Source organism: Actinosynnema sp. CS-041913 (assembly GCF_050942485.1).
Taxonomy (GTDB): Bacteria; Actinomycetota; Actinomycetes; order Mycobacteriales; family Pseudonocardiaceae; genus Actinosynnema.
Genome location: NZ_CP192037.1, coordinates 361,848 through 387,064, shown reverse-complemented (window position 1 = coordinate 387,064; position 25,217 = coordinate 361,848). Strand labels below are relative to the sequence as shown.

Annotated in this window: 27 protein-coding genes; 6 read left to right on the top strand and 21 right to left on the bottom strand. The window is 71.7% G+C overall.

What is annotated here, in order from left to right:
* Window positions 1-52: 52 nt before the first annotated feature.
* The 6 genes from ACQPZF_RS01910 to ACQPZF_RS01885 form a co-directional block, all read right to left on the bottom strand.
* Window positions 53-1,318: an IS4 family transposase gene (locus ACQPZF_RS01910; protein WP_433267590.1), complete on the bottom strand. Its 1,266-nt coding sequence runs from the start codon at window positions 1,316-1,318 to the stop codon at window positions 53-55.
* A 416-nt stretch (window positions 1,319-1,734) separates the two neighbouring features.
* Window positions 1,735-2,520 (bottom strand): type III pantothenate kinase, encoded by a 786-nt coding sequence (locus ACQPZF_RS01905; RefSeq protein WP_433267589.1) that lies wholly within the window; start codon window positions 2,518-2,520, stop codon window positions 1,735-1,737.
* Between the two features lie 53 nt (window positions 2,521-2,573).
* Window positions 2,574-3,065, bottom strand: a complete 492-nt coding sequence (panD, locus tag ACQPZF_RS01900; protein WP_433267587.1) for an aspartate 1-decarboxylase — start codon at window positions 3,063-3,065, stop codon at window positions 2,574-2,576.
* 11 nt (window positions 3,066-3,076) lie between these two features.
* A complete protein-coding gene (panC, locus tag ACQPZF_RS01895) occupies window positions 3,077-3,967 on the bottom strand; it encodes a pantoate--beta-alanine ligase (protein ID WP_433267585.1) in 891 nt (296 codons plus the stop codon).
* Window positions 3,964-4,860 carry a Rossmann-like and DUF2520 domain-containing protein gene (locus ACQPZF_RS01890; RefSeq protein WP_433267583.1) on the bottom strand — a complete coding sequence of 299 codons (897 nt, stop codon included), beginning with the start codon at window positions 4,858-4,860 and terminating at the stop codon, window positions 3,964-3,966. Before ACQPZF_RS01890 ends, panC begins: the two co-directional genes overlap by 4 nt.
* Before the next feature lie 89 nt (window positions 4,861-4,949).
* Complete coding sequence (locus ACQPZF_RS01885; RefSeq protein WP_433267581.1) at window positions 4,950-6,125, bottom strand: PrsW family intramembrane metalloprotease; 1,176 nt, start codon at window positions 6,123-6,125, stop codon at window positions 4,950-4,952.
* A 30-nt stretch (window positions 6,126-6,155) separates the two neighbouring features.
* Between ACQPZF_RS01885 and ACQPZF_RS01880 the strand changes: the two genes are divergently transcribed.
* Window positions 6,156-7,064, top strand: coding sequence for an SAM-dependent methyltransferase (locus ACQPZF_RS01880; RefSeq protein ID WP_433267579.1), 909 nt, complete (start codon window positions 6,156-6,158; stop codon window positions 7,062-7,064).
* A 67-nt stretch (window positions 7,065-7,131) separates the two neighbouring features.
* Here ACQPZF_RS01880 and ACQPZF_RS01875 read toward each other — a convergent pair whose 3' ends face one another.
* Window positions 7,132-7,452, bottom strand: coding sequence for a cupin domain-containing protein (locus ACQPZF_RS01875; RefSeq protein ID WP_433267577.1), 321 nt, complete (start codon window positions 7,450-7,452; stop codon window positions 7,132-7,134).
* A 52-nt stretch (window positions 7,453-7,504) separates the two neighbouring features.
* On the opposite strand from ACQPZF_RS01875, the gene ACQPZF_RS01870 reads away from it, so the two are divergent.
* From ACQPZF_RS01870 to ACQPZF_RS01860, 3 genes are all read left to right on the top strand, one after another.
* Entirely contained in the window at window positions 7,505-7,948 is a 444-nt protein-coding gene (locus ACQPZF_RS01870) for a MarR family winged helix-turn-helix transcriptional regulator (protein ID WP_433267575.1), read from the top strand.
* Window positions 7,949-8,005: 57 nt separating this feature from the next.
* On the top strand, window positions 8,006-8,452 hold the full coding sequence (locus ACQPZF_RS01865) for a DUF1203 domain-containing protein (protein WP_433267573.1): 447 nt from the start codon (window positions 8,006-8,008) through the stop codon (window positions 8,450-8,452).
* 105 nt (window positions 8,453-8,557) lie between these two features.
* Entirely contained in the window at window positions 8,558-9,631 is a 1,074-nt protein-coding gene (locus tag ACQPZF_RS01860; RefSeq protein WP_433267571.1) for an NADH-quinone oxidoreductase subunit D, read from the top strand.
* 1 nt (window position 9,632) lies between these two features.
* On the opposite strand, the gene ACQPZF_RS01855 is transcribed toward ACQPZF_RS01860, so the two are convergent.
* The 10 genes from ACQPZF_RS01855 to ftsH all read right to left on the bottom strand — a co-directional run bounded on the left by ACQPZF_RS01855 (window position 9,633) and on the right by ftsH (window position 18,056).
* Entirely contained in the window at window positions 9,633-11,444 is a 1,812-nt protein-coding gene (locus tag ACQPZF_RS01855) for a DUF6779 domain-containing protein (RefSeq protein ID WP_433267569.1), read from the bottom strand.
* 50 nt (window positions 11,445-11,494) lie between these two features.
* The gene (locus ACQPZF_RS01850; RefSeq protein ID WP_433267567.1) at window positions 11,495-11,956 is read right to left on the bottom strand and encodes a DUF3180 domain-containing protein; all 462 of its coding nucleotides are present in this window, start codon (window positions 11,954-11,956) and stop codon (window positions 11,495-11,497) included.
* A gap of 4 nt (window positions 11,957-11,960) precedes the next feature.
* Window positions 11,961-12,617 carry a maleylpyruvate isomerase family mycothiol-dependent enzyme gene (locus ACQPZF_RS01845; RefSeq protein ID WP_433267566.1) on the bottom strand — a complete coding sequence of 219 codons (657 nt, stop codon included), beginning with the start codon at window positions 12,615-12,617 and terminating at the stop codon, window positions 11,961-11,963.
* 80 nt (window positions 12,618-12,697) lie between these two features.
* Window positions 12,698-12,994 (bottom strand): hypothetical protein, encoded by a 297-nt coding sequence (locus tag ACQPZF_RS01840; protein WP_433267564.1) that lies wholly within the window; start codon window positions 12,992-12,994, stop codon window positions 12,698-12,700.
* 53 nt (window positions 12,995-13,047) lie between these two features.
* Entirely contained in the window at window positions 13,048-13,530 is a 483-nt protein-coding gene (locus tag ACQPZF_RS01835) for a hypothetical protein (RefSeq protein WP_433267563.1), read from the bottom strand.
* A 35-nt stretch (window positions 13,531-13,565) separates the two neighbouring features.
* Window positions 13,566-14,063 (bottom strand): 2-amino-4-hydroxy-6-hydroxymethyldihydropteridine diphosphokinase, encoded by a 498-nt coding sequence (gene folK, locus ACQPZF_RS01830; RefSeq protein ID WP_433267561.1) that lies wholly within the window; start codon window positions 14,061-14,063, stop codon window positions 13,566-13,568.
* The gene (gene folB, locus ACQPZF_RS01825; RefSeq protein WP_433267559.1) at window positions 14,056-14,418 is read right to left on the bottom strand and encodes a dihydroneopterin aldolase; all 363 of its coding nucleotides are present in this window, start codon (window positions 14,416-14,418) and stop codon (window positions 14,056-14,058) included. Before folB ends, folK begins: the two co-directional genes overlap by 8 nt.
* Window positions 14,411-15,229, bottom strand: coding sequence for a dihydropteroate synthase (folP, locus tag ACQPZF_RS01820; RefSeq protein ID WP_433267557.1), 819 nt, complete (start codon window positions 15,227-15,229; stop codon window positions 14,411-14,413). The genes folB and folP overlap by 8 nt, the downstream gene beginning before the upstream one ends.
* On the bottom strand, window positions 15,226-15,849 hold the full coding sequence (gene folE, locus ACQPZF_RS01815) for a GTP cyclohydrolase I FolE (protein WP_433274394.1): 624 nt from the start codon (window positions 15,847-15,849) through the stop codon (window positions 15,226-15,228). Before folE ends, folP begins: the two co-directional genes overlap by 4 nt.
* Window positions 15,850-15,854: 5 nt before the next feature.
* Window positions 15,855-18,056, bottom strand: coding sequence for an ATP-dependent zinc metalloprotease FtsH (gene ftsH, locus ACQPZF_RS01810; RefSeq protein WP_433267555.1), 2,202 nt, complete (start codon window positions 18,054-18,056; stop codon window positions 15,855-15,857).
* A 420-nt stretch (window positions 18,057-18,476) separates the two neighbouring features.
* On the opposite strand from ftsH, the gene ACQPZF_RS01805 reads away from it, so the two are divergent.
* Window positions 18,477-20,177, top strand: coding sequence for a substrate-binding domain-containing protein (locus tag ACQPZF_RS01805; RefSeq protein WP_433267553.1), 1,701 nt, complete (start codon window positions 18,477-18,479; stop codon window positions 20,175-20,177).
* 45 nt (window positions 20,178-20,222) lie between these two features.
* Here the strand turns inward: ACQPZF_RS01805 and hpt are convergent, their stop codons facing one another.
* Genes hpt through dacB form a run of 4 tightly spaced genes read right to left on the bottom strand, consistent with a single transcriptional unit; the run spans window position 20,223 to window position 24,234 of the window.
* Window positions 20,223-20,774 (bottom strand): hypoxanthine phosphoribosyltransferase, encoded by a 552-nt coding sequence (gene hpt, locus ACQPZF_RS01800; RefSeq protein WP_433267551.1) that lies wholly within the window; start codon window positions 20,772-20,774, stop codon window positions 20,223-20,225.
* A gap of 17 nt (window positions 20,775-20,791) precedes the next feature.
* Window positions 20,792-21,706, bottom strand: coding sequence for a tRNA lysidine(34) synthetase TilS (gene tilS, locus ACQPZF_RS01795; RefSeq protein WP_433267549.1), 915 nt, complete (start codon window positions 21,704-21,706; stop codon window positions 20,792-20,794).
* A complete protein-coding gene (locus tag ACQPZF_RS01790; protein WP_433267547.1) occupies window positions 21,703-22,728 on the bottom strand; it encodes a zinc-dependent metalloprotease in 1,026 nt (341 codons plus the stop codon). Before ACQPZF_RS01790 ends, tilS begins: the two co-directional genes overlap by 4 nt.
* A gap of 54 nt (window positions 22,729-22,782) precedes the next feature.
* Entirely contained in the window at window positions 22,783-24,234 is a 1,452-nt protein-coding gene (dacB, locus tag ACQPZF_RS01785; protein ID WP_433267545.1) for a D-alanyl-D-alanine carboxypeptidase/D-alanyl-D-alanine endopeptidase, read from the bottom strand.
* Between the two features lie 435 nt (window positions 24,235-24,669).
* On the opposite strand from dacB, the gene ACQPZF_RS01780 reads away from it, so the two are divergent.
* Window positions 24,670-25,173, top strand: a complete 504-nt coding sequence (locus tag ACQPZF_RS01780; protein ID WP_433267543.1) for an inorganic diphosphatase — start codon at window positions 24,670-24,672, stop codon at window positions 25,171-25,173.
* Window positions 25,174-25,217: the final 44 nt, after the last annotated feature.

The following is a 25,217-nucleotide window of genomic DNA, read 5'->3' as shown; positions in this document are numbered from 1 at the left end:
GCGTTTTCGGAGGATTTCGTGGTGGGTGTCGCGGAGTGCGGTTCTTCGGTGGTCAGGGGGAAAAGTCCGCCTGGGCGACGACCTGGCGGCGGATGGTTCTGAAGGCGCGGATGAAGGACAGGCGGTCGGGGTCTATGTCGGCTTCGTCGGCGGCCCGGCACATCAGTGTTCGGATGGCGTGGTGGGTGAGCAGCAGTGCCCAGATTTCCTGGCGGACCATGTCGGGGGATTTCGACCGCAGCACTCTGGCCGGGCCGCGTTGGTGGGTTTTGATCTCGTCGAACGCGGACTCGATCTCCCAGCGTTGGTGGTAGGCCCAGGCCAGCTCGGCGGCGGTGGCCTCGGCCGGTTCGGTGATGGTGGTGGCCAGGCAGATCAGTTCGCCGCTGCCGTTGCCCTCGCGGTCGGGCACGTCGTATTCGACCACCCGGACGGGGAATCCGTGTCCGGGGTCGACGTCGCGTCCGGCGCGGGCGTTCTCGATGAGCTTCGTTCTTTGTGCGGCCTGGACGGCGGGGTTGATCAGGAGCGAGGTGTAGGAGCCGTCGGGCAGCCATTCGAGCACGGGCAGGGTGACGCCGGAGCCGATCCTCCACAGCAGGTCGGCACCGGTGTCGACGTACCGGCCCCACAGGGCGTAGCTGTAGAAGTTCCGGTCGGCGGTGACGACCGTGCCCGGTTCCGCCGACCGGGCCAGGACATCGGCCAGGGCCTTCTCGTTCCCGCGGTATCCGGCGACGATGGCGTCGACGATCGCGTGGGAACCGCATTCCGCCAACGCCACCACCAGCACCTGGGGAAACCCGCTCGCCTTGGACTCGTTGCCGCTCTTGCCGAACTCCGCGACATTCCCCGGTGTGTCGGGGACGTCCAGCATGAAACCGTCCACGGCCATGAGCCGACGCGATCCCAGCCACGCCCCCCGCGTGCCGGGTTCCGCGACCGGGGCGGCCACGCTCTCGAACAACAGTCGCAGTGGCTCCGACCCGAGTCTCTGTCGGGCCTGGGTGATCGCCGATGTCGAGGGGACGTGCCAGTCGTCCCGCCAGGACGCCATGGATTTCAACGAACCGACGAGTTTCCGCATGACCTCCTCGTAGTCGTCCTCCGGGAACAGACACATCGCCTGACAGAAACGCACCATCACATGCGCCGGTAACAACCGTGTCCGCTGCTCCCGTTTCCCCGTTTCGACCAACACGTCCTCGATCACATCACGCGGAACAACCTCGGCAAGCACCCCCAGGGAAATCCGGTCGACCAACCGCACACCCGCGACATCCTTACCGGACTTCTTTTTCCTGCCAACCCGCGCCACAACAGAATTCTACCGCAACAGACCCTAACTTAGCGGCATTGGGCCATACGGGGATGACACGACGCCCGAGTCCTGCTTTTGTGATCATCCTTGGCGGCCAGCCCAGCGGCGAGCGCGCTCTTCGTCCCCAGTCCGGCGAGGACGCTTGAACGCTCTTCGTCCCGATCCAGGGCGAGCGACGCTCGAACGACTTCGACACCACGCAGACCGAGGCACCCACCCCAGCAAACAACCCGAAACCGCAGACGAGCACGCTCCGCAGAGGTCCCCTCAAACCGAGCGCCCCCGACAAACACCCAACCACAGCAGTACGACAATCCAGACCACTCAACCTGAGGCCAACTTGAGGCCAACCTCAGGCACCCCACACCACCTCAGGCACCAACACCAAGGCAGAAGTCGAGCAACCCCCACAATCACCGCATGTTGCGCTCAAACACCAGCCGCAACCCCAACAACGTCAAATCCGGCACATGAGCCTGAATCGTGGCCGACTCGGCGACCACCAACGGAGCCAACCCGCCCGTGGCGATCACCGTCACCGCCCCGGGCTCAGTGACCTGCAACTCGTCCACGATCCGCCGCACCAGCCCGTCAACCTGCCCCACAAACCCATACACGATCCCGGATTGCAGACACTCGACGGTGTTCTTCCCGATCACCGACCGGGGCCGGACCAGCTCCACCTTCCGCAACTGGGCAGCCCGGGCGGCCAACGCGTCCACGGAAATCTCGATCCCGGGAGCCAGCGCCCCGCCCAGGAACTCCCCCTTGGCCGAGATGACATCCAGGTTCGTGGACGTGCCGAAGTCCACCACCACACAAGCCGTGCTGTACAGGTGGTGCGCCGCCAAGGTGTTGATCACCCGGTCCGACCCGACCTCCTTGGGGTTGTCCACCAGCAACGGCACCCCGGTCCGCACACCGGGCTCCACCAGCACCTTCGGCACCGTGGAGTAGTACCGCCCCAACATCACCCGAAGCTCCCGCAACACCGCGGGCACGGTGGACAACGCCGAGATGCCGGTGATCTTGTCCGCGTACTCGCCCAGCAACCCGCGCATGGTCAACGCGAGTTCGTCCGCGGTCATCCGCGCATCGGTGCGCATCCGCCAGTCACGCACCAGCGCAGCCTTGTCCCCGGTCCCGTCGTACAGACCGAGAACGATGTTCGTGTTACCGACATCGACGGCGAGCAGCACGGCTCTCCCTCTCTAAACCCGAATCAGCCCTGCGGGACCGCACGCCCCGACGGTCAGTTCTCGGCCTGGATCAACGCGTCCAACGCCGTGGCGTCCTCGGTCTCCGAGACCGTCTCCGACACCGGTTCCGCGGGCTCCACGACAGCCCCGCTCACCAGCCCGGACCCGACCGGCGCGTGCGCGGGGTCACCCCCGAGCTCCACCACCTTGTTCTCCGCGTCCACGAACACGATCCGCGGCTCGTACGACCGGGCCTCGGCATCCGACATCAGCCCGTAGGCGATGAGGATGACCAGGTCACCGGGCTTGACGAGGTGTGCGGCAGCCCCGTTGATCCCGATCACGCCCGACCCGCGCTCACCCGGGATGACGTAGGTCTCCAACCGGGCCCCGTTGGTCACGTCCACGATCGCGACCTGCTCGCCCGCGAGCAGGTCGGCGCTCTCCATCAGGTCGAGGTCCACCGTCACCGACCCGACGTAGTGCAGGTCGGCCTGGGTCACCGTGGCCCGGTGGATCTTCGACTTGAGCATGGTGCGGAACATCGCGGTTCCCCTCACTCGTCGCCCGTGCCGAGCAGCACGGCCGCGTTGTCGATCAGTCGGGTGGCGCCCACCCGCGCGGCGACCAGCAGCCGGGCGTCGCCGTTCACGGGTGCGGGGCCCAGGTCGGGCGCGCGCAGCTCCAGGTAGTCGACCTCGACCCCGGGCTCGGCGGCCAGTGTCGCGGAAGCCGCCCCCAGCACCGCCGCCGCCCCCTGCCCGCTCACGTGCGCGCCGGCCACCAACGCCGCGGACAACGCCGTGGCGGCGGCCCGCTCCTCCTCCGACAGGTACCGGTTGCGCGACGACAGCGCCAACCCGTCCGCCTCGCGGACGGTGGGCACGCCCACCACGTCGACCGGGAAGTTCAGGTCCCGGGCCATCCGGTGGATCAGCGTCAACTGCTGGTAATCCTTCTCCCCGAACACCGCGTACGTCGGCTGCACGACGTTGAACAGCTTCGACACCACGGTCAGCACCCCGGTGAAGTGCCCCGGCCGGGAAGCCCCTTCCAACTCGTCCCCCAACGCCCCTGCCGACACGGTCACCGAAGACCCCGGCAGGTACATGTCCTCCGCCGACGGCGCGAACACCAGGCCGACCCGCTCATCGCGGCAGATGTCCACATCGGACTCGAAGGTCCGCGGGTACTTCGAGAAGTCCTCGGAGGGCCCGAACTGCGTGGGGTTCACGAAGATCGACACCACCACCACGGTGTTCTGCATGACGTGCGCTTCACGGATCAGTTGCCGGTGACCCGCGTGCAGCGCGCCCATCGTGGGCACGAGCGCGATGTTGCGACCCGCGGCGCGCAGCGCGCGGACCACCCGCCGCAGCCGGTCCGGGTCACGGTGCACCGTGACGTCGTCGGGCACGTAGTCGTCTTTGGTGAGCGGCTTGGTCATCGGTCCTCGTCGAGAGTGGTGCGGACGTCGGTGGCCGGTTCCGGCTTGAGCAGCCCGGCGGCCTGCGCGCGGTCGACGGTGCGGCGCGCGAGAACCCGGTACGCGGCAAGGGTGTCAGGCGCCTCGGACGCCAGCACACGCAGGTGCTTGGCCACGGTGCCGGCGTCGCCGCGCGCCACCGGCCCGGTCAGCGCCCGGTCGCCGTGCCGCAGCACGTTGTCCAAGGCGGCCGACAGCAGCGGCCCGAGCATCCGCTCGGCGTCCGGTATCCCGGCCTCGCGCAGCAGGTCCGCGCAGTCCGCGACCAGCGTGATCAGGTGGTTCGCCCCGTGGGCGAGAGCGGCGTGGTACAGCGGGCGGGCGGCCTCCGGGATGCGCACCGGCTCCGCGGACATCTCCACGACCAGCGCCTCGCCGACGTTCCAGGCGATCTCGTCGCCGTCGGCGGCGGTCACGCCCACCGAGCAGGCGGTCATCCGCTCGACGTCCTCGGGGCGCCCGGTGAAGGTCATCACCGGGTGCAGCGCGACGCACAGCGCCCCGACGCCGGCCGCCGGCGCGAGCACCTCGATCCCCTGCGCGCCACTGGTGTGCACGACGATCTGCCCGGCCCGCAGCGATCCGGTGGCGACCAGCCCGCGCACCAGCCCGGCCAGCTCGTCGTCCGGCACGGCCAGCACCACGAGGTCGGCCGCGGCGGCGACCTCCGGCGGCGACAGCACCGGCACGTCCGGCAGCAGCTCCTCCGCCCGCCGCAGCGAGTCCCGCGACACCGCGGACACCGCGCTGACGACGTGGCCCGCCCTGGTCAGGGCGGCGCCCAGCACCGAGCCCACCCGGCCCGCCGAGATCACTCCGACAGCCAGCCGCGCGGGGCGGGGGGTCGCGTCCATGCGACGTACTCCTTCAGTGGCGTTCCAGTCCCGAGGCGGGGTACCGGACGACGGCCGCGAGCGTAATCCCGCGCCCGCCGGGACAGCCGTCAACTGCGACGAACACCACCCGCGGCCTTGAGCGCGCCCGGTGCGTCGACCGCGGCCTGACGTGCGGTGAGCAGGGTTTCCAGCAGCACGGCGTGACGTTCGTCCGACCCCGCCCCGGCGGTGCCCAGCGCGATCCGGTGCCGCAGGAACGCCAGTTCGGTCGCGGCCACCTGGTACTCGGCCACGGCCCGCGCGGCCTGGTCGCCGACCTTGCGCCGCACGGCCCGCCGCCACCGCCGCCGCCCCTGCAACGACGCCAGCAGCGTGACCTCGCTGGTCGCGATCCACCGCTGCACGGCCATCGCCGGCAACTGCCCGGCGACGATCCGCTGCTCGCGGCGGCGCTGCCAGACCACCAGCCACACCATGCCCGCGAACACCGGCACCATGATCAGGAAGTACAGGTTGATGAACGTCGACCCGGTGCCCACCGTGGTGGAGAAGTTCCACAGCGAGTGCAGCCCGGCCGCGCCCAGGTACCCGAGGACCGGCGCGACCATCCGGACCCGCCGGCTCGCGGTCATGGACGCGATGCCGATCCCGATGCCGGTCATCGCCGTGAACAGCGGGTGCGCGAACGGCGACAGCACGCCACGCAGGATGAACAGCGCCACCACCCCGCTGCTCAGGTCGCCGAGCCCGCTGTCCACGAACACCCGCGCGAAGTAGTAGATGTTCTCGGTGTAGGCGAACCCGGCGGCGGTCACGCCCGCGTAGACGATGCCGTCCACCACGCCGTCGAACTCCTCGCGGCGGCGCAGGAACAGCACGATCACGAACGCCGCCTTGGTCGCCTCCTCCACGATCGGCGCGCCCACGACGGCGGCGAACGTCGAGCCGTCGCCGTTGTTGATCAGCTCGCCGAGCACGTGCGCGGTCTGGTTGAACACCAGCGAGGTGATGGTCGCGCCGCACGCGCCCCAGGCGAACGCCAGCAGCAGGATCTTCGCGGGCTCCGGCTCCCACCGGTCCACCCACAGGAACGCGCCCAGCACCACCGCGACCGGCGCCAGCGCCGCCACCGCGCCGACCAGGATGGGGCCCGCGCCGATCTTGCTGGTGCCCAGGGCGAGCAGCACCAGGCCGCAGACGCCTAGCCCGATCAGGCTGACGACCGGCAGCAGGACGGTCCAGCGGCGCTGGTTCGAGCGCTTGCGGGCAGGGGTGGCGGTCACAGTGAGCAACCTTAAAGGGACACTTGACCGATGCGGGGCTCGGAAGCGGCGTGGCGCGGCGCGCTCTACGGCCCGGAAGGCTTCTTCAGCCGGGGCGAGATCCCCGCCGACCACTTCCGGACCGCGCCGTTGATCGGCCCTGAGCTGGCCGAAGCGCTACTCACGTTGCTCGATCGGGTGGACTTCGCGCTGGGTCGGCCGGTCCGCCTGGACTTCGTCGACGTCGGCGCGGGCGGCGGAGAGCTGTCGGAAGCCGTCCGCTCGCTGGCGTCCGGCTCCCTGGCCCGCCGCCTGCGCGTGACGGCCGTGGACGTGGGGCCCGCGAGGTCGCTGCCCGGCGTCCGCTGGACGGACGCCCTCCCGAGCCGGGTCGAAGGCCTGCTGATCGGCCACGAGTGGCTCGACGCCATCCCGTGCCCGCTGGTCGTGGGCCCGCACGACGACCCGTGGCTGGCCCGCTGGTGGCCGCTGGAGCCGGGTTGGCACGCGGAGATCGGCGCGCCCCGGGACGCGGCCTGGGCGGACGCGGTGTCCAGGGTGCGCGGCGCGGCGCTGGCCGTCGACTACGGACACCTGCGGGCCGACCGGGCGGCGGGCCGGTACCGCTCGGGGACGTTCACCGCCTACCGCGACGGCCGCGTGGTACCGCCGGTGTTCGACGGCTCCTGCGACCTGACCGCGCACGTGGCGCTGGACGCGTGCGCCGACGCGGCCGGCGGTGACTGGGTGCTCGTGTCGCAACGGGCCGCGCTGACGGCGTTGGACCTGGTCACGACCGCCGAGGGCAGCGGGATGGCGTGGCTGGAGTCGGCCGCTCGGGCGTCCCGGGTCGCCGAGCTGCGGGCGGTCGGCGGTCTGGGCTCGTTCGGGTGGCTGCTGCACGGCGTCGGCATCCCGGTGTCCGCCCTGCTCCCCCCGCTCCCGCCCTGGCAGCCCTGACCGCGCCTCCGCTCGGCAGCCCTCTGGCCACCGCCTGGCAGTTCCGACCGGTCCAGGCTCGGCGGTCTCAGAGCGACCAGGGCGGGGTGATGGTCACGTCCCCGACCCGCCCGGTGATCCCGACCGACGTGGCCACCAGGACCTTGGCCGGCCCGCCGGACAGCTCGAACTCGGTGAACGGCGGCACGACGACCGTGTCCCCCGGCCCGGCGTCGGCGCCGTGGATGGTGACGTGCCCGTCGAGGACGTGGAACACCTCCTCCTTGTCGACCTGGTGCTTCTCCCCGATCGCGCCCGCCGGCACGTCGACCGTCCACAGCGCGATCTGCGTCGACCCCTTGGACGGCACGGCCAGCGGCCGGAACACGAACCCGTTCCGTTCGAACATGCGGACTCTCCCCACTAGTCAACCAGGTTGTCTAGTTGCAGACTAGGCGACTGTGGAACCCGTGTCGATGCTGCTGGCCAGAACCTTCCGCGCGATGACCGACCGCTTCCACGAACACCTGGCCGAACACCGCCTGGAACCCCTCCGCCCGGCCCACGGCTTCGTCTTCCGCTACCTCGCCGCCCACCCGCACCCCACCGCCGTGGACCTGGCCGCGCACCTCGGCGTGTCGAAGCAGGCGGCGACCAAGACCGTGGCGGAACTGGTCGACTGGTCCTACGTGCGCCGCACACCCCACCCGACCGACCGCCGCGCCCAGTCCCTCGCCCTGACCGCCAAGGGGCGCGACTACCTGCGGCTCGCCGACCGGCTGTGGGCGGAGCTGGACGAGGAGTTCGCGCGGATCGTCGGCCCGGCCGAGTTCGAGACGCTGCGCGCCGGCCTGAGCACGTACCTGGGCCGCGCCGACTCGGGCGGCATCCGCCCGGTGTGGTGAGCCGCCACGTCCGAAGACCGCCGGCTCCGCACGGCTCCGGTGATGAGGCTGGACGGCATGAGGATTCACGCATTGCCCGCGGACGTGCTGGAACGGGCGCGGAAGCTGGCCGGGACGGACGAGTTCCACGAGTTGCGGGACGAGTCGCCCGGCGCGCCCCTGCGGTGCTGCCTGCGCAAGGCGGGCGTCGGCGAGCCGCTCGTGCTGTTCCGCCACACCCCGCACGCCGGGCGCGGCCCGTACGCGGAACTCGGTCCGGTGTTCATCCACATGCTGCCCTGCGACGGTCCCGATGAGCTGCACGAACTGCCCGAGGCACTACGCCACAACCACCGCGCCCTGCGCGCCTACGACGCCGACGGCCGCATCCACGGCGGTGGGATCGCCCAGCCGGACGAGCTGACCGAGCGGATCGAGGGGATGCTGAACGATCCCGACGTCGTGGAGGTGCAGGTGCGCAGCGTCTCCCACGGCTGCTTCCTGTTCGCCGTCACGGCCGACTGACCGAGGAGCGGCCCGGCAACGCCGACTGTCCTGCGATCGACACCGCCGACCGCAGGAGGGCCCGCTGTCGGCAGCCGGCGCCGGGTGGCGTGCGAGCATGGGCCGGTGGAGATCACCGTTGGCGTCGGGGCCGGGGCGCGCCACCTGGGCGTGGACCGGGTGGTGGACCTCGGCCCGCTGCACCCGTCGGCGCACGGCGCGTACCGGCTGCGCCTGACCGTCCGCGACGACGAGGTCATCACCGCCGCCGAACCCCTCGTCGGCCACCTGCACCGGGGCGCGGAGAAGCTGTTCGAGGTCCGCGACTACCGCCAGGTGCTGACGTTGGCCAACCGCCACGACTGGCTGGCGGCGTTCTGCAACGAGCTGGCCGTCGCGCTGGCCGTCGAACTCATGACCGGCATGGACGTCCCACCCCGCGCCCAGGTGCTGCGGGTGGTGCTGTGCGAGCTGAACCGGATCATGGCCCACCTGGTCTTCCTGACCCCGCTCACCGGCCGGTCCGCCGCACGGGGCCGCGAGGCCGTCCAGGCGGTGCTGGAGGAGGCGTCCGGCGGGCGGATCCACTTCATGTTCAACCGGATCGGCGGCCTGCGCGAGGACGTCCCGGCCGGCTGGACCGACCGCGTCCGCGCCGCGTTGTCCACAGTGGACATCGGTGACGTGCCCGACGGGCTGGCCGGGATCGGTGTGCTGTCAAGGGATGCGGCGCTGGCGTTCGGCGTGACCGGACCGATCGGCCGGGCGTCCGGAGTGGACCTCGACCTGCGCCGCGACGACCCGCTGCCCGGCTACCGGAACCTGGACGTGACCCCGGTGGTGCGCACGGACGGCGACGCGGCGGCCCGCGTGTCGTGCATGGTGGACGAGGTGCGGCAGTCCGTCCGGCTGGTCGGGCAGAGCCTGGACCAACTCCCGGGCGGACCGGTGAACCTGCGGCTGCCCAAGGCCGTCAAAGCGCCCGAGGGCTCGGTGTACACCCGGGTCGAGGCGCCGCTGGGGACGTCCGGGGTGCACTTGGCGTCCCGGGGCGAGAAGACGCCTTGGCGGCTCAAGCTGCGGACGCCGTCGTTCAACAACGTGCAGGCGCTGTCGGCGTTGCTGCCGGGAACCAGGGTGGACGACCTGCCGACCGTGCTGGGTTCGTTCGCCGTGGTGGTCGGCGACATCGACAAGTAGCTCAGTCCTCACCACGCCGCCGACGACGACGCGGGGACTCGCCCCCGCCGAACGCGGCCAACAACTCGCTGACGGACTTGCCGTCGGCATGGGCCCCGGCAGGCTCGGCGGGCTCGGGCGCACTGCGCCGACCGGCGGACCGGCCATCCCGACGATCCTCGGCCCGCCGCCGACCACCACTTTCGTCAGCGGCCCGACGCCCGGTGGACAACTCGGTGGAGGACCGCTTGGCAGGCTCAGCCGACACCGGCAGGTACCCACTCTGCTCGGCGGCCCGATGACCACCGCCCCCCTGCTCCGCCCGCCCCGACTCCGACACCGGGTGGTGCGTGCCCGTCTCGTTCGCGGCCGATACCGGGCGGTGTGTGCCCGTTCCGTTCGCGGCCGACACCGGGTGATGTGTGCCCGTCCCGTTCGCGCCGGACGCCGCGCGATGACCACCGGCCTCGCTCGCCGACACCGGGCGGTAGCCACCGGTCTGTTCAGCGGGCGACACGCGGCGGGCGGGCGGGTCGGCGGGTGGTGCCTGACGGGCGGCCTGGTCGGCGGCGAGCGCGTCGCGGCTGATCATCTCCGTCCGCTCGGCGATACGGCTGCGCCGCTGAATCGTGTGCTCGGTCCTGGACGGCTCGGATTTCCGCTCCGCCGCCGCACGTGATCCGTTTACCCGGGACGACTCCGCGCGGGAAGCGTCCGGTCGCGATGTCTTGCCGTGCGCGGACCCGGCGTTTCCCGCGCCGGCGTGTCCGGAGCCGGCGTGGGCAGAACCGGCGGGAGCGGACTGGGGGCGAGGGTCGGGTGAGACGTCGAGTCGGGCGGCTTCGGGGTGGCGGGCTTCCGCGTTGCGTGGTGCGGAAGCGGCGCCGGCTCCTGCCGACTCGCGCACGGGCTCGACGCGGCGCGTCGGCTCCGGGGTGCGGCCGGCCGGGGTCGGCGGGTTCAGGCGGGCGGCGACGTCTGCGCGATTGACGCGTTCGGTCGGGTCCGGGGCGCCTGGTCGGACCACCACGGCGGGACGCTGCTGGCTCGCGCGGGCCGGTTCGCGGCGGGCCGGCTGGGCCGGGTCGCGACGGGCTGGGTCCGGGCGGCCGTGGTCCGGGCGGCCGAGATCCGGGCGACCGTGGTCTGGGCGGCCCGGATCTGGGCGGCCGAGGTCTGGGCGAACGGGTTCGGGACGCCGAACCTGGTCTTTGCGCGTGGTGTCGTGCGCGACCCGTTCGATGAGTTCCGTCCGGTCCGCCGAGGGCTTGTCGACGGCCTTCTTCACCGTCGTCTTGGCGGGGCCAGCGGTGATGATCCGCTGGTCACTCAGCGCCATCAGCCGGGACTGGTCGGACAGCGAGCGCATCCGGGTCGACTCGGCGCGCAGCGCCACCCGTTCGACCAGGACCTCGCCGCCGAGCAGGGCCTCCAGGTTCTCCCGCAGGGCGCGCAGCTCGCCGCGCAGCGCCTCCAGGTCGTCCTTCGCCTCTTCCTGCACCCGCTTGCGGGTCTCGGCCTCGATCTCCAGCTCGTACTCGCGACGTGCGGCGACCTCGCGCTCCAGCTCCAGCTCGTACACCGACTGGAGGTCGGCGACCTCGTCCTCGCGGTCGTTGATCTGGCGCCGGTAGCGGGCGGCGAGGAAGGCTCCGACCAGCGCGGCCCACAGCGCCGCGACGACGGCCAGCCTCAGCCAGCGGGCGTTGTCGCTCAGCACCAGCACCGCCGCGGCACCCAACGCGAGCGCCAATGCTGCTACCAGCAGTAGTCGCCCGGAGCCACGACCGTGATCTTGCTGCTCGTCGTCCTGCGACGTGCCTCGCCCGGTCATGCGCCCTACCGTACCGGTCAGTTACCCGATTGAGACCTCCGCGTCGGTATTCAACCGTCCTGACGGGAATCTTTTGGCGTCTTGCAGCAGTGCTCCAGCCACAGCGCCGCGCCGATCAACGCGGCGGCGCAGACGAATCCGACGATCGCGCTGACCATGTCGTGGTCGGCGGCCTCGAACTCGCCGCGCACCGGCAGCAAGTAGATCAACACTCCCGCCCACGCGCCCGCCATGATCGCGCCGAGCAGCGACGAGGCCTTGGCCAGCGCGACGGCTCGGGCGGCGGTCAGCGGCTGGACGGGCTCGGTACCGGGTTTGCGCCGGATGCGCGCGCGCAGCGAGAAACCCAGGATCAGGTTGACCAACGCGATGACGAGCAGCGTGAACCCGGCGAACGTGGGCAGCGGGGGCAACGTGTCGTAGGCGAGCCGGAGCAGCAGGTGCGCGAGCAGTCCCGCGATGAGTCCGGCCGCGAGCAGATCACGGGGCTTGGTGAACCTCACGCTCCCCATGGTGTCATTCGACCAGCGCGGTCTCCCGCGTGCCGAACAGTTGGACGGCGCTCAACCACCGCGTCGGGTCGGCGTCCCAGTCCAACGACCGGATCTGCCCCTCACTCCGCCGACCGCCCACGACCCGCAGCAGCTCGAACGACGACGTGCGCAGCGTCACCGCAGGCTCGCCCTCGCCGAGGATCCGGTCGCCGTGCTCCAACGTGATCCGCAACGCGGGCAGATGCCCCTCCCGCAAACGCTTGTCCACCTCCTGCAACGGCCGCGTCAACGCCGCCCGCACCGCGACGTTGTCCCGCTCGCCGGCCCGCCCGAGCGCGGTGCGGATGTCGTGCTCGTGCTCGATGATCTCGGCGATCAGCACCGCGCCCATCGGCGAGTCGAACACCCCTTCGGCGATCTGGAAGTTCCGCTCCCACTCGACCAACAGGTCGCCCAACGTCCGATCGCGACGCTGCCGGACCTGCCGCTCACCCCACTCGCCGGTCTCCACCCCGTCGAGATCGCGGTTGACGAAATCCCCCAACCCACCGGCGAGGTGCGCGACCACGTCCTTGACCGTCCACCCCGGACACGCCTCGACCTCGGCCGCCGGATCGCCGTTGGTGACCAGGCTGATGATCCGCCGCCGCGCGGCGTCGTACGTGACCGCGTTGCTCATCACCGACCTCCCGCGCCGACGCTAACCCCGCCCACCGGCCGCCGCAGTCCGATCCCGACCTCTGGTCGGTCGCCTTGGGATCACTCGGTCTCCTTGGGATGCCCGGTGCCGGCCAGGACGACCCACACCGTCCGGTTCTCCGCGTCCAGCAGGTACCAGACCCGCCCGCTGCCCGTCACCTCGATCTGGTACTGGGGCAACTGGCGGCCCGCCCGAGTGCCGTGCGCGAGGGTGTTCCGGAGTCTGTGCTGACGCCTGGTGTTCAGCCGTGGCGCCGGGTCGGTGCGCAACCGGTGCCAGGCTTCGAAGGTGTTCGCGGCGGACTGTCGGCACAACTCCTCCCAGCCCTTCGCGGCGTCGTTGTCCGCGAAGATCACATCCCAGTCCTCCGAACGCGGTGGCGGAGCCACCCGGTCAACGCGCCTAGGGGTCATTCCTCCACCGCCGGCATCGGCACGGGGCCGAAGTCGCCGTAGTGATCCTGCTGGAGGTGCGCGAGCAGCACCGGGTCGGCGAGGATGTCGGCGGTGTTCTTCCACGCTATGACGACCACCTGCACCGGCTCGTCAGTGTCCAGGTCCGCGGTGGCGTTCAGGGTGTCCACCAGCTCGGCCACGAACTCGTGGACGCCCTCCTCGGACAGGTACCGGACCCACGGGAAGATCTCCCGCACCGCCTCGGCCGCCGCGCCTCGTGCGTGGGCGTCGCGCACGAGCATCGCGGCCAGCAGGCGGCTCGCCACCGACTCGGCCGCGCCGCGGTTCGCCGCCCGCGACACGGTGGTGAGCATCAGGTCCTCGGCGTCGCGCCGGCGCAGGCGCAGGCGACCGTCCGGGGTCTGCTTCAACTTCGCCAAGGTGTCCTTGGGCTTGTTGATCAGTTCGGAGAACGGGACTTCCAGTGGGGCGGCCATGACTTTGAAACTACTTTGAAAGTCGGCCGCTGTCGTCACTCGAACCGGTGAGGTTCCAGCACCAGGTCGTCCCGCCGCTCGACCCCGCCCACGTCGAGCCCCGCCACCAGGTCCGCCACCCTCCCGTGACCCGGCAGCACGGCGTCCGGCTCCACGTCCAGCCACGGCACCAGCACGGTCGCCCGCTCGAACGCACCGGGGTGCGGCAGCAGCAGCGAAGGATCGTCGGACGTCACCCCGTCCACGGTCACCACGTCGACGTCCAGCGTCCGGGGCCCCCACCGCAGCGTCCGGACGCGGCCCGACGCGTTCTCCAGCTCCTGACCCCGCCGCAACCAGTCCCACGGGCCGAGCGCGCCGGACACGATCAGCACGGCGTTCAGGAAGTCGTCCTGGTCGGTCACGCCCCACGGCGCGGTCTCGTACACCGGCGACACCGCGACCAGCACGTCGGCGAACCCGGCGACCGCCGACCGGAGATGCCCCAGCCGATCACCCAGGTTCGAGCCGATCGACAGCACCGCCCTAGTCACGGGTGCGCCTCACGGTGACCGCCACGTCCGCGAACGTCAGCGGGATGGGCGCGGACGGCTTGTGCACCGTCACCTCGGTCGCCCGCACGCGCAGGTCGGTCATCACCTCGTCCGCGATCTTCCCCGCCACGGTCTCGATCAGGTCGTACGGCTCGCCGGCCACGACCGCCGCCGCGCGTTCGGCCAGCTCGCCGTAGTGCAGCGTCTCCCGCAGGTCGTCGGTGGCCGCCGCGCGCGACAGGTCCAGCCACGCCGTGACGTCGACCAGGAAGTCCTGGCCGTCCCGCCGCTCGTGCTCGAAGACGCCGTGGAAACCGCGCACCCGCAGGCCGCGCAACGAGATCCGGTCAGCCACGTCCAGCCCTCCACGCACGCGCCACGGCCACGGCGTCCAGCGATTTGTCCACGTCGTGCACCCGCACGCCCCACGCCCCGACGAAGGCCGCCAAAGCGGACACGGCGGCGGTGGCGTCCTCGCGGCCGTCCGGCGCGCGGTCGCCCAGCAGAGTGCCGAGGAAACGTTTGCGGGACGCTCCCACCAGCACCGGGAAGCCCAGCTCCATCAGCTCGTCCAGCCGGTTCAGGAGCTGCCAGTTGTGCGAGGCGTTCTTGGCGAACCCCAGACCGGGATCCAGGACGATGTTGTCGGCGGAGACCCCGGCCGCGAGAGCGACATCGACCCGCGCGCGCAGTTCGTCCCGCACGTCGTGCACCACGTCGTCGTACACGGCGAGCTGATCCATCTCACGGCTGTGCCCACGCCAGTGCATCAGCACGTAAGGCACCCCGGCGGACGCCACCACGGACGCCATCTCCGGGTCCGCCAACCCGCCGGACACGTCGTTCACGATGGACGCGCCCGCCTCCAGGGCGGCGACGGCGACCTCGGCCCGCATGGTGTCCACCGACACCGGCACACCCCGGGCGACCAGCTCGCGGATCACCGGGGCGACGCGGGCCGCCTCCACCGCGGGGTCGACCCGCGACGCGCCCGGACGGGTCGACTCGCCGCCCACGTCGATCAGGTCCGCCCCGCGGCGGAACATCGCCACCCCGTGCTCGACCGCGTCGGACCGGCCCAGGTACCGGCCGCCGTCGGAGAACGAGTCCGGGGTGACGTTCAGGACGCCCAGCACCACGCAATGCCCCGGCCGAGGCAAGCTCACCGCGTGCGTCCCTTGATCAGCTCGATGGCCTCCGCCCGGGTGGACGCCGACGAGCGCAGCAGCCCGCGCACGGCGGACGTCGTGGTCCGCGAGCCGGGCTTGCGGACGCCGCGCATCCCCATGCACAGGTGCTCGGCCTCCACCACGACGATCACGCCGCGCGGCTCCAGCCGGCGCACCAGGGCGTCCGCGACCTGCGACGTCAGGCGCTCCTGCACCTGTGGCCGCTTCGCGTACAGGTCCACCAGCCGGGCCAGCTTGGACAGGCCGGTGACCCGGCCGTGCTCGTTCGGGATGTACCCGACGTGCGCGACCCCGTGGAACGGCAGCAGGTGGTGCTCGCAGAACGAGAACATCGGGATGTCGGTGACCAGGACGAGCTCCTCGTGGCTCTCGTCGAAGGTCTTCGCCAGCACCGAGTCGGGATCCGCGTACAGGCCGGCGAACAGCTCCCGGTACGCCCGCGCGACCCGGGCCGGGGTGTCCCGGAGGCCTTCCCGCTCCGGGTCCTCACCGCACGCGAGCAGCAGCTCGCGCACCGCGGCCTCGGCCCGCCGCTGGTCGAACGTCCGCCTCGTGGAACCGGCCCCCCCGTTCGCGGGGAGGCCGGTCTGGTCGATCTCGGTCACGTGCGGTTGTCCGGATCAGTGTCGAACGAGCGCTTCCCCGCCTCGGCGTCGGTGTGCTCCGGCTGCCACGGGGGCGGCTGCCCCCCGCCGGGCACGGTCGCCGGCGTCCAGCCGGGCGGCGCGCCGTAGTTCGGCGGGCCGGACGACGGGTGCTGCGGCTGCAACGGCGCGCCGTTGCCGTTCGGGACGGCGGGCGGCGGCGCGGGCACCGGGTCCTGCGCCGGCGGCAGCTCCTGGTCCAGGGTGTCCTCGATGGCGGGCGGCCACGGCTCGCCGCGTTCCTTCGCCAGCTCCGCCGGGGTCTTGACCGGCGGCTTGTCGGACGGCGTGCGGTTGCCGAAGTCGTTGAACTTCGTGATCCGCGGCCGCTTCTCGACACCGGCGAAGACCCGCTCCAGGTCCTTCTGGTGCAGGGTCTCCTTCTCGATCAGCTCCAGCGTCAGCGAGTCGAGCACGTCCCGGTAGGTGTTGAGCACCTCGTACGCCTCGGTGTGCGCGGCCTCGATGAGTTCGCGCACCTCCTCGTCGATCTCGTGCGCGACTTCCAGCGAGTAGTCGGCCTGCCGGCCCGCCGTGCGCCCGAGGAAGGGCTCGCCCTGCTCCTGGCCGTACTTGACGGCCCCGAGCCGGGCGGACATGCCGTACTCGGTGACCATCGCGCGGGCGATCTTGGTCGCCTGCTCGATGTCGTTGGACGCGCCGGTGGTCGGCTCGTGGAAGACCAGCTCCTCGGCGGAGCGCCCACCCAGCGCGAACACCAGCCGGGCGATCATCTCGGACCTGGTCATCAGGTCCTTGTCCTCCTCGGGCACGGACAGCGTGTGACCGCCGGTCCGGCCGCGGGCGAGGATGGTGACCTTGTAGACCGGGTCGATGTCCGGCATCGCCCACGCGGCCAGGGCGTGCCCGGCCTCGTGGTAGGCGGTGATCTTCTTCTCCTTCTCGGAGATGATCCGGCTCTTGCGGGCCGGACCGCCGATCACGCGGTCCACCGACTCCTCCAGCTCGACGCTGGTGATGACGGTGCCGTTCTTGCGGGCGGTGAGCAGGGCGGCCTCGTTGATGACGTTCGCGAGGTCCGCGCCGGAGAAGCCCACGGTGCGCTTGGCCAGGCCGTCCAGGTCCGCGTCCGGGTGCAGCGGCTTGCCCTTGGAGTGGACGCGGAGGATCTGCTTGCGACCCTTGAGGTCGGGCGCGGACACCGGGATCTGCCGGTCGAACCGGCCGGGGCGCAGCAGCGCCGGGTCCAGGATGTCGGGCCGGTTGGTCGCCGCGATCAGGATGATCCCGCCGCGCGAGTCGAAGCCGTCCATCTCCACGAGGAGCTGGTTCAGCGTCTGCTCGCGCTCGTCGTGGCCGCCGCCGAGGCCCGCGCCGCGATGGCGGCCGACCGCGTCGATCTCGTCCACGAAGATGATGCACGGCGCGTTCTGCTTGGCCTGTTCGAACAGGTCGCGCACGCGGGAGGCGCCGACACCGACGAACATCTCGACGAAGTCCGAGCCGGAGATCGAGTAGAACGGCACCCCGGCCTCGCCGGCGACCGCCCTGGCGAGCAGCGTCTTGCCGGTGCCGGGCGGGCCGTAGAGCAGGACGCCCTTCGGGATCTTCGCGCCCAGGGCCTGGTAGCGGCCGGGGTTCTGGAGGAAGTCCTTGATCTCCTCCAGCTCCTCGACGGCCTCCTCGGCGCCGGCGACGTCCGCGAACGTCGTCTTCGGCATGTCCTTGGACAACTGCTTGGCCTTGGACTTGCCGAAGTTCAGGACGCGGTTCCCGCCGCCCTGGGCGTTGTTCATCATCCACATCAGCAGCAGCAACAGCAGGCCGAGCGGGACCAGGTACAGCAGCATCTGCATCAGGAACGAGTCCTGGCTGACCTTGGTCTCGACGGTCGGCTTGTTGCCCGCCTGGTCGAGGATGGTGAAGACCTCGTCGGTGGAGCTCGCCGGGAACTGCGTGATCAACCGGTTGTGACCTTCGAAGGTCACCCCGTCGTTGAGGGTCAGTTTGAGGCGCTGCTCCTTGTCCTCGATCGTCGCTTCTTTGACCTTGCCGTCCCGGACTTGCTGCAGTGCCTGGGACGTCTTGACCGGGGTGTAGCCCCGAGCGTCGTCGAAGAGCACGGTGAAGGCGTAGTAGAGCAGCAACACCGCCACGATCCACAGCAGCGGGTTGCGAAGCAGGCGCTTGCGGTCCATTCACTTACGGCCGGCGGGCGGCCTCGACCCTCCCTGACTTGGTGACGGGCGCGGACGGGCACGACCCGTCCGACCAGCCTACCGCCCGAGGCACGGGCGGAGTGCTCCGCGTGCGGGGCTGTCACGTCTTGTCCGACCAACGGGCGAGACCCGTCAAGTGTTCCCCGTGGTGACCGCGAACACGGTGCGCAGGTCAGAAGGGTTCACCGACGAGGCAAAAGATCATGAACCGGGTGGCGGAAATCGCCGTAACAGTTACCAGGGGCACGACGTTACCAACAGGTAGTCGCGAAGTGAGACCCGCTCAAGTGACGTAGCACACGAGTGCTTGTCACCTGAGCGACCCGTGTCATCCTCGGCAGCTACCGAGTGTTCGACGCCCACCCGGAAGGGTGAACACCAACCAAAGGTACTCACGGTATGTCAGCTCGCACCGAGCGTCCTCCCGGCCGCGCACGCCGGATCGCACTCCCGATCGGCGCGCTGGTCGGCGTCCTCGCCGCCGGCGGCGTCACCGTCGTCGCGCTCCAGGCCACCAGCGGCCCGGAGTGCAAGGGCACCCTCCCGCTGAAGGTCGCGGTCACCCCGGCGGCCGAGGAGGTGGTGCGCGGCGCGGCCGACGACTACCAGGCCGGCCAGCCCATCGTCGACGGCAAGTGCGTGCAGGTGCAGATCGAGGCGCGCGGCGCGGCCGACGTGTCCCACGAACTGCCCACCGCGCAGATCAACCCGCCCGCGCTGTGGATCCCGGACTCGTCCATGTGGGCCGCCGAGACCCAGCGGCAGGCCGGCGACCAGGGCGTCGACGCGCCCCGCCTGGAGATCCGCGGCTCGCTGGCCTCGTCACCGCTGGTGATCGCCGGCTCCGAACGGGCGATGACCGACCTCGGCTGGCCCGTCACGCCGGTGACCTGGGCGAAGGTGGTGGACCCGCGGGTCACCGTGACGCTGAGCGACCCCACCACGTCCACCGAGGGCCTGGCCACGCTCGCGGTCGTCCGCGCGCAACTGGGCAACCCGGACGGCACCCCCAAGCCGGAGCTGATCAGCGCGCTGATGCGGATCGGGCGCACCGCCCAGCCGTCCGTGCGGGACGCGTTCGGCAAGGTCGTGCAGGGCACCGACAACGCGCCCGTGTTCACCGCGTCCGAGCAGTCCGTGCTGGCCGCCAACCGGGCCGCCGGGTCACGCCGGGTCGTGGCGTCCTACCCGAAGGAGGGCACGGTCGGCTTCGACTTCCCGGTGGTGCGGGTCGGCCGCAGCGGCGAGTCGGCCGGCACCGCGCAGGCCGCCGAGGGCTTCGAGCAGGCCCTGCGCACCGGCCGGACCGCCCAGCGGTTCGCCGAGGCGGGCTTCCGCACCGCCGACGGCAAGGCTCCGCAGGGCTGGACGAACGAGCAGGACGGCGTGCGCGGCGACGACGTGACCATCGTCGCGACGCCGTCCCCGGACCAGGTGTCGGAGCTGCTGCGCACGTGGGGCGCGGTGAGCCTGGACACCCGCATCCTGGCCGTGCTGGACGTCTCCGGCTCGATGGCCGAGAAGATGCAGGGCAGCGAGCTGACGCGGGTCGTGGCGGCCAAGGAGGCGGCCCTGACCGCCCTGTCGATGCTGCCGGACACCTCGGAGATCGGGCTCTGGGCGTTCTCCACGAACAAGAAGCCGAAGGGCTACGTCGAGCTGGTGCCGACCGGACCGCTGGGCGAGCCGATCGGGGGCGCGCCGCGCCGCACGCAGCTCGAAAAGGGCGCGGGCTCGGTGCCGGCCATGGTCGGCGGCGGCACCTCGCTGAACGACACCGTGCTGGCCTCGTTCCGGTACGCGCAGCAGACGTTCAACCCGAACCTGATCAACTCGGTCACGATCATGACCGACGGCAGCAACGACGACATCTCCACCATCAAGCTCGCCGAGCTGCTGGAGCTGCTGCGCAAGGAGGCCGACCCGGCGCGGCCGGTGCCGCTGTTCATGGTCGGGCTGGGGCCGGACGCCGACATGGCGGCGCTCAAGCAGATGGCCGACGCGACCGGCGGCAAGTCCTACCAGGCGTTGCAGCCCGCCGACATCAAGGCCGTGCTGCTGGACGCCATCTCGCAGCGGCGGTGCCGGCCGAACTGCTGACCGCTCGACTGGAGGAGGGGGCGTCCGACCGGGGCGCCCCCTCTCTCAGCTTGAGTAGACCTTCGGGTCCAGCGAGCCGATGTAGGGCAGGTCCCGGTACCGCTCGGCGTAGTCCAGGCCGTAGCCGACGACGAACTCGTTGGGGATCTCGAAGCCCACGTACTTCACCGGCACGTCGACCTTGACCGCGTCCGGCTTGCGCAGCAGCGAGCACACCTCCAGCGAGCGCGGCTTGCGCGACGCCAGGTTCTTGAGCAGCCAGGACAGCGTCAGACCGGAGTCGATGATGTCCTCGACGATGATCACGTCCCGGTCCACGATGTCGCGGTCCAGGTCCTTCATGATGCGCACCACGCCGGATGACGAGGTGGATGAGCCGTAAGAGCTGACCGCCATGAACTCAAGCTGCACGGGCACCGGCAGCGCCCTGGCCAGATCGGTCATGAACATCACCGCGCCCTTGAGCACGGTGATCAAGACGAGGTCGGACCCGCCGTCGGCCGGGTAGTCGGCCGCGACCTTGTTGGCCAGCTCCGTGACCTTGTCGCTGATTTCCTGCTCGGTGATGAGCACGGAGGCGATGTCGCCGTCGTACACGGACGATCCCCTTATTGTCATGACTGAACCGGTTCCACCCGCAGCCTGCCATGCAGGCGGCGTGCCACAAAGCCGCCGGGCAGCCAGACCCCGCCCTGCCCGTGCCACCCGCCGACCAGCGCGTCCACGCGGCGGAGGTGCGAGTCGGACAACTCGGGCACCCCCGCGCCGAGCAGCCAGAGACGAAGAACACGTCGGCGGAGGGCCGGCGGCAGGCGTTCGAGGTCGCCGACGGCCTGCCGGTCGCCCTGGAACGCCTCGGCCAGCGCGTCCAGCGCGTCGCAGTCCTCGCGGAGCTGCGCGGCGGTGCGGGCCAGCGCGTCGGCCACGCCGTGCCGCAGGACGTCCTCCAGCAGCGGCAACACCTCGGCGCGCAGCCGGACGCGGGTGTAGGCGGGGTCGGAGTTGTGCGGGTCGATCCACGGCCGGAGGTCCAGCTCGGCGCACGCGGCGTTGGTCGTCTCCCGCGACACGCCGAGCAGCGGTCGTCCCCACGGCGGGTCGTAGGGCCGCATCCCGGCGATGCTGCGCGGACCGGAGCCGCGGCCCAGGCCGAGCAGCACGGTCTCGGCCTGGTCGTCGCGGGTGTGGCCGAGCAGCACCACGCCCCGCTCGGGTCTCAGCGCCGCGTACCGGGCCCGTCTGGCGGCGGCCTCGGGCCCTCCCCGGCCGGCCACGACGACCCTTCGGACTTCCGCTTCCAGGCCGAGCCCGGCGCACGTGCGCGCGGCTTCGGCGGCGACCTCGGCGGAGTCCTGCTGCAACCCGTGGTCCACGATCACCGCGGTCGACCCGGGCGCGAGTCCGGCCGTGACGGCGGCGAGGGCGAGCGAGTCCGCGCCACCCGACACGGCGACCGCGACCCGCTCCGGCCGGTGCTCCGCGAGGAACCGCTTCACGGCCGTGCGAACCTCGGCCAGCGGTCCGTTCACGGTGCGACGCGGCGCAGCCAGGCAGCGGGGTCGGCGATCTCGGCGCGGGTGGGCAGCGTGTCGGCGCTGGTCCACACGGTGTTGAACCCGGACATGCCGACCTGGCCGACCACGTGCCGGGTGAAGGCCGCGCCCTCCGCGTACTGCCGGACCTTCGCCTCGACGCCCAGCACGGTCCGCAGGAGCCGGTCGAGCACCCCGCCGCCCTTGCGGCGCGCGGTGAACCTCTCCCGGATGACCGCCACGGACGGCACGACGTCGGGGCCGACCGCGTCCATCACGTGGTCGGCGTGCCCTTCGAGCAGCGTGGACAGGGCGATCAGCCGGTCCAGCACGTCGCGCTGGGCGGGGCTCTGCAGCAGGTCCACGAACCCGCCCGCTTCACGCAGCCGCCTGGGCAGGTCGCGCAGCCTGGGCGCGACGCCGTCGTCCATCGTGCCGAGCAGCGTGGACACCAGGCCGGAGAAGTGCCCGCCGAGCCACGGCACGGCGGTGAACTGGAGCCGGTGGGTGCCTTCGTGCAGGCAGACCCACATGCTGAAGTCCGCGCCGGGGACGTCCAGCGCCCGTTGCGCGCCGACGATGTTGGGCGCGACCAGCAACAGCCGCCCGTCGTCGGAGAACGGGTCGTACTGGCCCAGCACGCGGGCGCTCAGGAACGCGACGACCACGCCGGCCTGCACCCCGGCGGTGCCCGCGAGCACCCCGCTCAACACGCCGGACTGCTTGGGCAGCGCCCCTTCGGTCAGCGCGGCGAGACCCTGGACGGCCGCCCGGACCCAGCCGGGCCGGTCCACGACCTCGCCCGCCTTCAGCGGCAGCCCGTGCCCCAGCCCGGTGAGCTGCCGGACGTGCACCTCGGCGTCGATGGCCTGCTCGCGCAGCCGCCAGACCGCGACGTCCGCCTCCGCTCTGGGCACCACGGGCCCCGGCCGGACGAGCCGGGCGGCGGTGGCCACGGCCAGCTCCCAGTCGACGGGGTCGCTGCCCGCCGCGCGGTGGTCCTGCGTAGAGGCGCTCACCCTCCTGACGCTACCTGCGGCGGCACGCCCGGCAACACACCCGCGCCGGGTCGGTCAGCCGCAGCCGCAGGTTCGGAGCGCGGCGGCCAGCTCGTCCAAGGCGCCGCGCACCGCCTTCGTGTCGTCCGACTGGCTCAGCGACATGAAGGCGAACACCAGCAGCCGGCCGTCGACGTCCACCACCACGCCGGCCAGCGAGTTCACCCTGGTCAGCGTCCCGGTCTTGGCCCGCACCCAGCCCTTGCCCGCGGCGCCCGCCTGGACGTACCGCCCGGCGAGCGTCCCGCTCCCGCCCGCCACCGGCAGCGCGGTCAGCAGCGGACGCAGCTCGGCGGTCCGCGCGTCGGAGGCGTCGGGCTTGGCCGCCGCCACGAGGATGTCGGTCAGCAGCCGCGCGGGCACCTTGTCGTTCACCGACAGGCCGGACGCGTCGACGACCTCCGCGCCGGTCAGGTCGAACCCGTGCTCGGTCAGCACCGCCCGCACGGCCTGCACCGCGCCGGCGAACGTCGGCTCCAGGCCCCTGGCCAGCGCCACCTCGCGGGCGATCGTCTCGGCCAGCACGTTGTCCGAGATCTGCATCATGTTCTCGACCAACTGGTCCACCGGCACGGACTTGACCTCGCCCAGCACCTGGGCCCCGGCCGGCGCGGCGCCCTGGCCGACCGACGACGCGCCCAGCCGCGCGGCCAGCGCGGAGGCCGCCGTGTCGGCGGGCGACGACGAGCGCGGGTTGTCCATCCTGGTCGGGTCCTGCCGCCCGCCGTCGACCATCAGCGGCCCGATCGGCGCGACGTAGCCCTCGGGCACGTCCGCCGGGGCCCAGCCGGGGGCCATGCCGTCGCCCCGGTACCGGCTCGTGTCGAACAGCACCCGGGTCACCGGGCCGTTCGCGGAGACCTGGGACGCGAGGTCGTCCAGCGTCGCCGCGCCGGGGTAGACCGTGGTGCGGTCGGCGGGCAGCGAGGACAGCGTCGGGTCGCCGCCGCCGACCAGCACGACGGTGCCCGGCTGGTCGCCCCGCACCACCTTGGTCGAGAGCTGCGCGGTGTGGTCCAGGCTGAGCAGCGCCGCCGCCGCGACCAGGATCTTCACCGTCGACGCGGGCGTCAGCGGGGTCGTCTCGCCCTGCTTCCACAGCACCGCGCCGGTCGCCGGGTCCACCACGGACCCGGTCAGCGTGCCGAGCAGGGCGTTCCCGGCCGGTTTGACCAGCACCGAGCCGATGCCCGCGGCGGTCGGCACGGGCGCGTCGGCGCCCACGCCCTTCAGGGCCAGGGAGACCGGTGCGGGCGGCGGCGGCGCGGCCGTGGTCGGGACGGGCGGGGCGTCCAGCCAGCCCGCCTGCCACGTGACCACCGCCCCACCCGCCAGCACGACGACCATCGCCAACGCCCCGATCAGCAGCAATGGCCGCTTCCGCCGGGGCGCTTCGACCGGCTCGACGACCTCGTCCGCTCCGTTGGCGCGCGTTCCCTCTTCGGCACGCCCACCGGCGGGAGCCACCCGCTCCGGACGCGCCCGCCCGGCTTCACCCGGTGCCGCGCTCTCGGCGGAGGCTCCGTCGGAGGTCGGCCGGCCGGAGGGCGCTTCGGCGGGCGTCGAAGGCCTCTCACGATCCGTGATCGGTTCAGCATCGCCCGACGAAGGCCGTGCAGCGGGCGACGGACTCCCCGGGCGAGGCTTCGCGGGCGGCGGTACGGGGATGCGCATGGTCGGCGGATCCGCCGGACGCGGGCGGTCGACCTGCACGGTCGGCGGCTCCTGGGGCACCTCGTCGCCGTCGACGGTCGGCCACGATGGCTCGTCGCGCACGCAGTCCTCCGCAGTTGATTACGGGCAATGTCACACCCGTCACCAGGCACATGAATGAGGGTTGACGACAGCTCGTGGTCCACACTAGTGCCGTAACGAACGTCAAGGACGAGCGAGGACCGCGCAGTGGAGTTCGACGTCACCATCGAGATCCCCAAGGGGGTCCGCAACAAGTACGAGATGGACCACAAGACGGGGCGCATCCGCCTGGACCGCACCCTGTTCACGGCCACTCAGTACCCGGCCGACTACGGCTTCGTCGACGACACACTGGGTGAGGACGGCGATCCGCTGGACGCGCTGGTCCTGGTCCAGGAGCCGACGTTCCCGGGCTGCCTGATCCGCTCGCGCGCCATCGGCATGTTCCGCATGACCGACGAGAAGGGCGGCGACGACAAGCTGCTCTGCGTGCCCGCCGAGGACCCGCGCTCGGAGCACCTGCGCGACATCCACCACCTCAACGAGTTCTACCGGCTGGAGATCCAGCACTTCTTCGAGGTGTACAAGGACCTGGAGCCGGGCAAGAGCGTGGAGGGCGCGACCTGGGTCGGCCGGGCCGACGCGGAGGCCGAGATCATCCGGTCCTACCAGCGTCTGAAGGACGCCGTGGCGCGCGGCGAGGACCACTGAGCGCCTGACGCGAAAAAGCGGGCCACCCCCCGACGGGTGGCCCG